The organism is Bacillus sp. CCNWLW194 (assembly GCF_037120585.1).
Taxonomy (GTDB): Bacteria; Bacillota; Bacilli; order Bacillales; family Bacillaceae_G; genus Bacillus_A; species Bacillus_A basilensis.
On record NZ_JBBBBL010000060.1, the window covers coordinates 1 to 855 of the forward strand.

Sequence of the window (855 nt, forward strand, 5' to 3'; positions counted from 1 at the left end):
AGCTTGCATATTTTGAGCTGTTTCGGCTGAACTTACAATTGGTTGAATGCTCAAGCCAAGAGTTGTCGCTAATGTAAATGCTGCAATCTGTTTTTTCATATTTCCCTCTCCATTCTTACTACTACATTTTAATATATTACTCTTTTAAATATTGAATCTTAACTTCTATTTAAATGGTAAATATGGTGTTGGATTAATCTGACCAAATTTATATTCCGTTTTCAATTCAAAGTGTAGATGGGGACCAGTAACTCTCCCTGTCGCTCCTACCTTACCTATTACTTGATCTTGTTGAACATAATCCCCTTTACGAGCTATTCTTTCACTCATGTGGGCATATAACGTGTAATATCCATCTTCATGTTTGATAACTACAACATTTCCATAATCATTAAATGAACCAGGCGAACCAAAACCAGAGAATTCTACAGTTCCAGATTTAGCAGCCATAATAGGTGTACCTGTTGTTGCTGCAAAGTCAATCCCCTTATGAGATTCATTCCAACGAGGTCCGTACCCTGAACTCACATTTGGATTTTTTATAGGCATCTGGTAACCATATGCACTAATATCCCCAGCATTTTCAATCCACTGACCATTATCAGCAAATACATAAGTCTTGCCGTCTATAGTAGCTTGTCCAGTTACCATAGATCCGCCGTTATTGGCATCTAGATAGTACCATTTTCCTTCTACTTGTACCCAGCCTGTTTTCATTGAACCATCTGTACTTCCATCCAGATAATACCATTTACCATTATCCTTTACCCAACCCGTTTTCATCACACCAATTTTATTTGGGTCTGAATCTGTATCTAAATAATAGTATTTTCCTTCTACGTTTACCCAGCCTGT

At 37.1% G+C, this 855-nt stretch carries 1 protein-coding gene; it reads right to left on the reverse strand.

Annotated features, from left to right (window positions below; all coding sequences use genetic code 11):
- Positions 1 to 165: 165 nt before the first annotated feature.
- On the reverse strand, positions 166 to 855 hold a 690-nt coding region (locus V7S50_RS33995), incomplete at its 5' end, for a M23 family metallopeptidase (RefSeq protein WP_336584466.1).